At 55.6% G+C, this 7,058-nt stretch carries 5 protein-coding genes; 2 read left to right on the forward strand and 3 right to left on the reverse strand.

The window, feature by feature from the left end; genetic code table 11:
* Positions 1-1,357, reverse strand: a 1,357-nt coding sequence (locus tag B2R48_RS13715; protein WP_297001385.1) for a sigma-54-dependent transcriptional regulator, incomplete at its 3' end; no start/stop codon positions are given.
* A 47-nt stretch (positions 1,358-1,404) separates the two neighbouring features.
* Positions 1,405-3,324, reverse strand: a complete 1,920-nt coding sequence (locus B2R48_RS13720; protein ID WP_297001388.1) for a sensor histidine kinase — start codon at positions 3,322-3,324, stop codon at positions 1,405-1,407.
* A gap of 349 nt (positions 3,325-3,673) precedes the next feature.
* Here B2R48_RS13720 and B2R48_RS13725 point away from each other — a divergent pair, with 349 nt between their 5' ends.
* On the forward strand, positions 3,674-4,678 hold the full coding sequence (locus B2R48_RS13725) for a mitochondrial fission ELM1 family protein (RefSeq protein ID WP_213472536.1): 1,005 nt from the start codon (positions 3,674-3,676) through the stop codon (positions 4,676-4,678).
* Positions 4,679-4,747: 69 nt separating this feature from the next.
* Positions 4,748-5,698, forward strand: coding sequence for an EamA family transporter (locus B2R48_RS13730; RefSeq protein WP_297001390.1), 951 nt, complete (start codon positions 4,748-4,750; stop codon positions 5,696-5,698).
* 62 nt (positions 5,699-5,760) lie between these two features.
* Here the strand turns inward: B2R48_RS13730 and hemN are convergent.
* Positions 5,761-7,058 (reverse strand): oxygen-independent coproporphyrinogen III oxidase (gene hemN, locus B2R48_RS13735; RefSeq protein ID WP_297001393.1); only part of this gene is annotated, 1,298 nt, incomplete at its 5' end.

The following is a 7,058-nucleotide window of genomic DNA, read 5'->3' on the forward strand; positions in this document are numbered from 1 at the left end:
CGTGGGTGCTGCGCTGGCGCCGGAATTCGGCGGGGATGATGTTGTATTTGGTAAGCTTGTCGTAAAATGTCTTGCGCGGCACGCCAAGGGCAGAAACGGTGGCGGTAACATTGCCACCATGTTCACGAAGTGCCTCGGTGATCAGGCTTTTCTCGAACGCCTCGACCTGTTGGGGCAGGGGCACGCCATAGCTTTCTTCGCCGTCGTCACCCGTTGCCAGCGGCTCAAGGCCCAGAACACGGCGTTCGGCGGCATTTCGCAATTCGCGCACATTGCCCGGCCAGTCATAAGCATTAAAGCGCGCCAGTTCCGCAGGGGTAAGCGGGCTGACAGTCCGGTCAAATCGTTTGGCGGCGTCGCGGGTGAAATATTCGAACAGCAGCGCGATATCATCCTTGCGATCGCGCAGGGGTGGAATGTGAAGCTGCACGACGTTCAGGCGGTAATAAAGGTCTTCGCGAAATTCGCCTTGGGCCGACGCGGTGCGCAGGTCGACTTTGGTTGCCGCGACAACACGCAGATCAATTGGCAGGACACGGTTTGATCCAAGACGTTCAAGCGCGCGTTCCTGCAACACGCGCAGCAACTTGATCTGCAGGGCAAGGGGCATGCTTTCGATTTCATCAAGGAACAGCGTGCCCTTGTCGGCAAACTCGAACTTGCCAATGCGCTTGTGGTCCGCCCCGGTGAAGGCCCCGGCCTCGTGGCCGAACAGTTCGGATTCAATCAGATGTTCGGGCATCCCGCCACAGTTGACCGCAACAAATGGCCCTGTGCGGCCCGACATTTCATGCAGGTTTCGTGCAATGACTTCCTTGCCCGATCCTGTTTCGCCATTGATCAGGACATGGGCATTGGTGCTGGCAACATTGCCAATAAGCGTGCGGAGCTTTTCCATCGCGGGATTGCGGCCGATAAAGTCCGAGGCATTTTTGGAATGACGGGCCAGTTCGATTTTCAGTGTGCGGTTTTCAAGCACGAGCGCGCGGTGGCTCATTGCGCGACGGGCAATGTCGATAAACAGATCCGGCGCATAGGGCTTTTCGATAAAATCAAACGCTCCGTCATGCATCGCCTGAACCGCGGTGGCGACATCGCCATGCCCGGTCACCAGTATAACCGGCATTTCCGCATCGTATTTTTTGACTTCGGCAAGCAGTTCAAGGCCGTCCATTTTCGGCATGCGAATGTCGGAGATAACGATGCCAGGCCAGCCGTTCTTGATGCGTTCAAGCGCAGCAGCGGCGGTCCCGAAGACTTCGACATAGATATCGGCAAGCTCGAGTGTTTGTTGTGCGGCTTCTCGCACATCTTCATCGTCATCAACAAACAGGACGCATTCTGCGGATGTCGGCACTGACCTATCCTTTGATCTGTTACCCGGATCAGAGGACAAAAACAGGTTCAGCTCTGACCATGGTGCTGTTCGAAGTGTATACTGGATTCTGGTGATGTTCTAGCAGCGGGTAGCATCGAGGTCGAGATGCCGTTTTCGCCGTCTGTTTCGACCGGGCCGTCATAGCGTAGCTCTATGATGAAGGATGCACCTCCTTGCGGGCGGTTTTCCGCACGAATGGTGCCGCCAAAGCTTCGAATGATGCCATAACAGATCGAAAGCCCAAGCCCCAGCCCATCGCCAAACGGCTTGGTGGTAAAGAAGGGATCGAAAAGCTTGGGCAGGTTGTCTGGCAATATGCCGTGGCCGTTGTCGTTGATCTTGACGATCAAGCGGTCCTCGCCGCCTGTGATCGTGATACTGATTTCCGGCTCTTCGATGTTTTGGCACGCATCAGCAGCATTGTTGACCAGATTGATAAAGACCTGGGTAAGCTGGCTTGCCTCGGCGATGACTGGTTTAATATCGCCATTCTGGTGAAGCGTGATATTGCTGACACCCGCACGCCCTGTCTCAAGAACCAGATCAATGGCCTTTTGCATTTGGACGGGAACATCAACCGGTTGGTTGTCCTGTTCTGGACGTCGCGAAAATGTTTTGAGGTTGTTGGTGATCCGACCCATGCGATCTGTAAGTTCGGAGATGCGCTTGAGGTTTCGGTTCGCCGTTTCGTCGTTGCCACGGGCAATGAACTTCAACGCATTTTCCGCATAGTTGCGAATGGCAGTCAGGGGCTGGTTGATTTCATGGGCAATTCCCGCCGACATCTGCCCAAGGGCGGCCAGCTTGCTTGTTTGAACCAGTTCGGCCTGGGCGGTGCGAAGGGCATCTTCAGTGCGCGACCGCTGAGAGATTTCTTCTGCCAGGCGCTGGTTGGTGTTCATCAGGTCGGTGGTCCGCAGCCGGACCTGGCGTTCAAGTTCGCGTTGTGACCAATCGCGAATTTCAAGTTGCTCCATCATCGCGCGGCGGCGCTGAAGGACGATAAAAATCAGACCGGTCAGAATGATGTGTGCGGCACCCCCCATCGCGCCGGCACTGATAACCGAGCGATCCAGCAGCGACTTGTCTGTCAGCAGAAACATGCGCCAACCCTGTTTGGGCAAGTTGCTTGCCGTGACCAGATAACTTGTTTTGCCGGGAGTATCCGGGCGATTTTGCAAGGTGCCGGTTGTCTGGTCTGTGGTCTTGGACTGCGTTTCGTCTTGCGCGACAGGGGCGAGACTAAGTGTTGTTGGGCCTTCATCAAGCGGCCATTTGCCTTCAAGCAACGGCATGGCTTCAAGTGGATAGCTTCCGTATTTACGCGATGCGATCAGGCGTGGGCGATCCTTGTTGTCAAGACCGGCAAGATCACGAAAACGCCATTCCGGATTGGACGAGATGATAACGATGCCGTTCTGGTCGGTGACCAACACGCTTTCGCTGCCGCGTGTCCAGCGTTGCACAAGCGCCTCAAGATGCGTTTTGACAACCATGGCCCCGGCAAAAGTCGTCCCGTCCGGGCGCACTGGGTGGGAGATATAGTAACCCGGCACGTTTGATGTGATGCCGAAGGCAAAATAGTGCCCGGTCTGACCGCTTTTTGCCTGTTGGAAATAGGGCCGGAAGGAAAAGTTGCGCCCGATGAAGGAGGCGTCGCTGTTCCAGTTGCTGGCAGCCAGCGTCGCGCCATTGCGATCCATGAAATAGATGTCCGAAGCACCACTGTCGGCAGCAAGTTTTTCCAGATAGATGTTCACGGCCTTGGCGATAACCGGGTCGGCATAGACGGCAAGATCAATGATGCGCTTGTCCGATGCCAGCGTGATTGGCAGGTATTCGTGTTCCTTGATCGCGCCCTGAAGGTTGGAACGATACAGTTCAAGCTTGTTACGCCCATCCTCTGTGATGTCGATCAGCTTTGCCTCGTGCCACAGCGTGGTCACGAGCCAAACCGTGACCGGCAAGAGCGCCAGCAAGACGCAAAGGACGATCCGTGATGTTCTTTTTATAGAAGCCGAAGTGCTGAGCATTCTGTCTACGTTGACCTTGGACGTCAGATAATGATGTACCCATACTTTAGGGTGGGTATCCCTTTCATAAAGGTGGGGTTTCGAGATTAGATTACAAAAAGATTTCAATGCCCAGCGTAAATTTTGTTTGTGCTTGTCGTGCTTGATAATCGGCTGATCAGGCTGTACCTATCAGGAAAGCGTCGGCAGGGTTCGCCGTTTCTGTTGGTGACCCTTAAACTGCGCGAACCATGGCAATAAACCTGTCAGGAAAGTTCCCTGCATGAGCGATCAAGAAACACACCTGATCTGGGTTCTGGCCGATGACCGCGCGGGGAATATCAACCAGGCCGTCGGGGTGGCCGAAGCGTTGGCGCAACCTTTTAAGCGGATTGATATCGCGTATACAAATCTGGTCAAATTGCCGAACTTCATCCGCCGCGCGAGCTTGATCGGTGTTGATGATGAGTCGCGTGCGCGCCTTGTTGCCCCTTGGCCGGATCTTGTCATCGCCGCCGGACGGCGAACCGCACCGATTGCACGTTGGATCAAAAAGCAAAGCCGCGGCCATAGTCGCATCTGTCAGATCATGCGTCCCGACGGTGGTGAAAACGCTTTCGATCTTATTGCTGTGCCGGCCCATGATCGAATTCCTGTACGCGAGAACATTGTCGAGATTCCCGGCGCCCCGCATCGCGTGACCGAAACCAGACTTCTGGTCGAAGCCGATAAGTGGCGCAGCTACTTCAAGGGGCTTCCGTCTCCGCGCTTTGCCGTGATCATTGGTGGGAGCACAAAGAAAACGACTTTCACGCCAGCCATGGCAGAAGAATTAATAGCACGGGCAATCGATGCGGCTCGGTCCGTTGACGGGTCACTGCTTGTAACGACCAGCCGCCGGACTGGTCAGGAATGCGAAGAATTGATTGTCAGTCGGCTGGCTAACTCTGGCGTGACTTATCATCTGCATGACTGGAAGTCGCAGGACGAGAATCCGTATTTCGGGTATCTTGCCTTGGCCGATGTTCTGATCGTGACCAGTGATTCCGTGTCAATGTGTTGCGAAGCAGCGGCCGCACCGGGCGGTGTTTATATTTATGCCCCGGATGGTCTGGCCAATGTGCGCCATCAGCGTTTGCATCAAAACCTGTATGAAGGCGGCTATGCACGGCCATTGTTATCAGATACCGAACTGGTCCCGTTCAAGCACCCGTCATTGCAGCCTGCGCGACTTGTTGCGCAACGTTGTCTGGAGCTTTTGGGCGCACCTGCCGATCAGGATCGTTGATCGCGCCTTGTTTTATCCGGGGCTGTAGGGTCTATTGGTCGGGCACCACCGTTTTGGAAGTTCGCCCCGATGTCGTCACCCAATTCCGCGCCTGCCGCTCTGCGTGCGGGAAACGCCCCGCAATTGTTTCCGCGTCAGATTGCCGTCGCCATTCTGGCTATTGTTGCCTGTTGTTTTGCTGGCAACCATGTTGCGGCGCGTCTGGCGTTTGAACATGGCACCGGGCTTCTTGTGGCGGTTTTGTTCCGCTCTGGCGTTGCGTTATCGATCCTGATTGGGATTGTCTTTTTCAAGCGCCATTCGATCCGTCTGCCGCGTGGATTGGGACGTTGGCAATTGGTTCTGGGATTGATGATCACGATCCAGAGCCTGTGTCTTTATTCTGCTGTTGCCCGTGTGCCTGTTGCGTTGGCGCTGTTAACCGCCAATACGTTTCCAATCATTTTGGCTTTGCTGACTTGGGCGCTTGGCGGGCCGCGCCCGACACTGCGCGCGGCGGGGCTGATGTTGTTCATCCTTTCGGGGCTTGTCCTTGCGCTTGATCTGCCAGCGATTTTGGGCGGTGGTGCAGAGGTGAGTGCAAGCTGGTGGCTGGGGATCGGGTTTGCCTTGATGGCGGCAACCGCACTTTCTGTTGCTTTCTGGGTGACCGATCACAAGCTTGCGGGGATAAGTGGGCCGGTGCGTTCCATGTTCACCATGGTTGTGGTTTTCATTTCCATGATCATTGCGGGAATTGGCGATGTCTTGCCGGGCGGTATGAGCCTGCCAAACGCGACACCGGGATGGATGGGGCTTTTGGCCTTGATGCTGCTGTATGGCGGGGCGTTTGCGGTTCTGTTCATCAATGTGCCGCGCCTTGATATGGCGCGCAATGCGCCAGTGATGAATGTCGAACCGATTGCAACCTTGTTGTTTGGCTGGGTGGTGCTGGGGCAGATGATCAGCCCAATCCAGATGTTGGGCGGTCTGGTCGTGGTCAGCGGCATTGTCATTCTGACCCTGCGCAAGGGGGCGTAACCAGAACAGAAAAGGGAGCCAGTTGGCTCCCTTCGTTGTTCAAGGTACTTTTTGCGGGGCCATCAAACCGCTTGCGAATGACGTCCGTGCGCGTGGTTGAGATAGGTATCAAACGCCGCGCAGACAGCGCGCACCAAGGGACGGCCCAATTCACTTAATTCAATGTAATTCCCCTGAACTTCGACAATGCCGTCCTGGGTCATTGCCTTGATCCGCTCAAGCTCCGGCGTGAAACGATCTGCGGAAATACCGTGGTTGGCGCAGATGTCATCAAGGTCCACGGCAAGATTGCACATCAGCTCGTTAATGATGTCACGGCGCAATCTGTCCTCGTCGGTCAGGGCAACGCCTTTTTCGATGGCGCATTTGCCGTCTTCAACCGCCCGCTGCCAGCGGGCCAGCGCCGGGTCGTTTTGTGCGTAACCCTGCGGCAGGGACGAAATCGCAGACGGGCCAAACCCGATCAGGGCTTCGGCACGATCAGTGGTGTAACCCTGGAAATTCCGGTGCAGAAGGCCGTCAGATAGTGCACGTGCCATGCTATCGGTTTGATGGGCAAAGTGATCAAGCCCGATGGCAACAAAGCCGTGCTTGGCAAGACGGTTCTGGATTTCCTCATACTGGGCCCAGCGTTCCTCGGTGTTTGGCAGGGCTTCGGTCGGGATAAGCTGCTGGTGCTTTTTCATCCATGGCACATGGGCATAGCCGAATACCGACAGGCGATCCGGGCAAAGCTCCACAGTCTGGTCAACCGTTTCGCGCAGGGATTTAACCGTCTGGAACGGCAGGCCGTACATCAGATCAACATTGATGCCGGCAATCCCGTGCGAGCGCAATTTGGCGATCACTTCACGAACAAGCTGCATGCTTTGAATGCGGTTGACCGCTGTCTGGACCTGTTGGTTGAAATCCTGAATGCCGATGCTGGCACGGTTGAAGCCGCATTCGATCATGGCTTCCATGAAGTCATCGGTCGCGGTGCGCGGATCCATTTCAATGGCGATTTCGGCATCATCAAGGATATGCAACCTTTCGCGGATTGCCGCCATGATGGCACGCAGATCTTCGGCCTTCAGGATAGTCGGGCTACCGCCGCCAAAATGAATGTGCGAAACGCTGAATGACTTGTCCGCCGGCAGTTTGCCAAGGGTACCTTCGATCTCTGTCAGAAGGGCTGCGACGTAACCGTGAACTGGCTTGTAGGTCTTGGTGATCTTGGTGTTGCAGCCGCAGAACCAGCACATTTCCTCGCAATAGGGGACATGCAGATAAAGCGAAAGCGGCTGTGCGGGATCAAGATCGCCAAGCCAGCCTTCAAATACCTCGCCATTCACACCGGCATGGAAATGCGGCGCGGTCG

The organism is Thalassospira sp. UBA848 (genome assembly GCF_002295455.1).
GTDB lineage: Bacteria > Pseudomonadota > Alphaproteobacteria > Rhodospirillales > Thalassospiraceae > Thalassospira.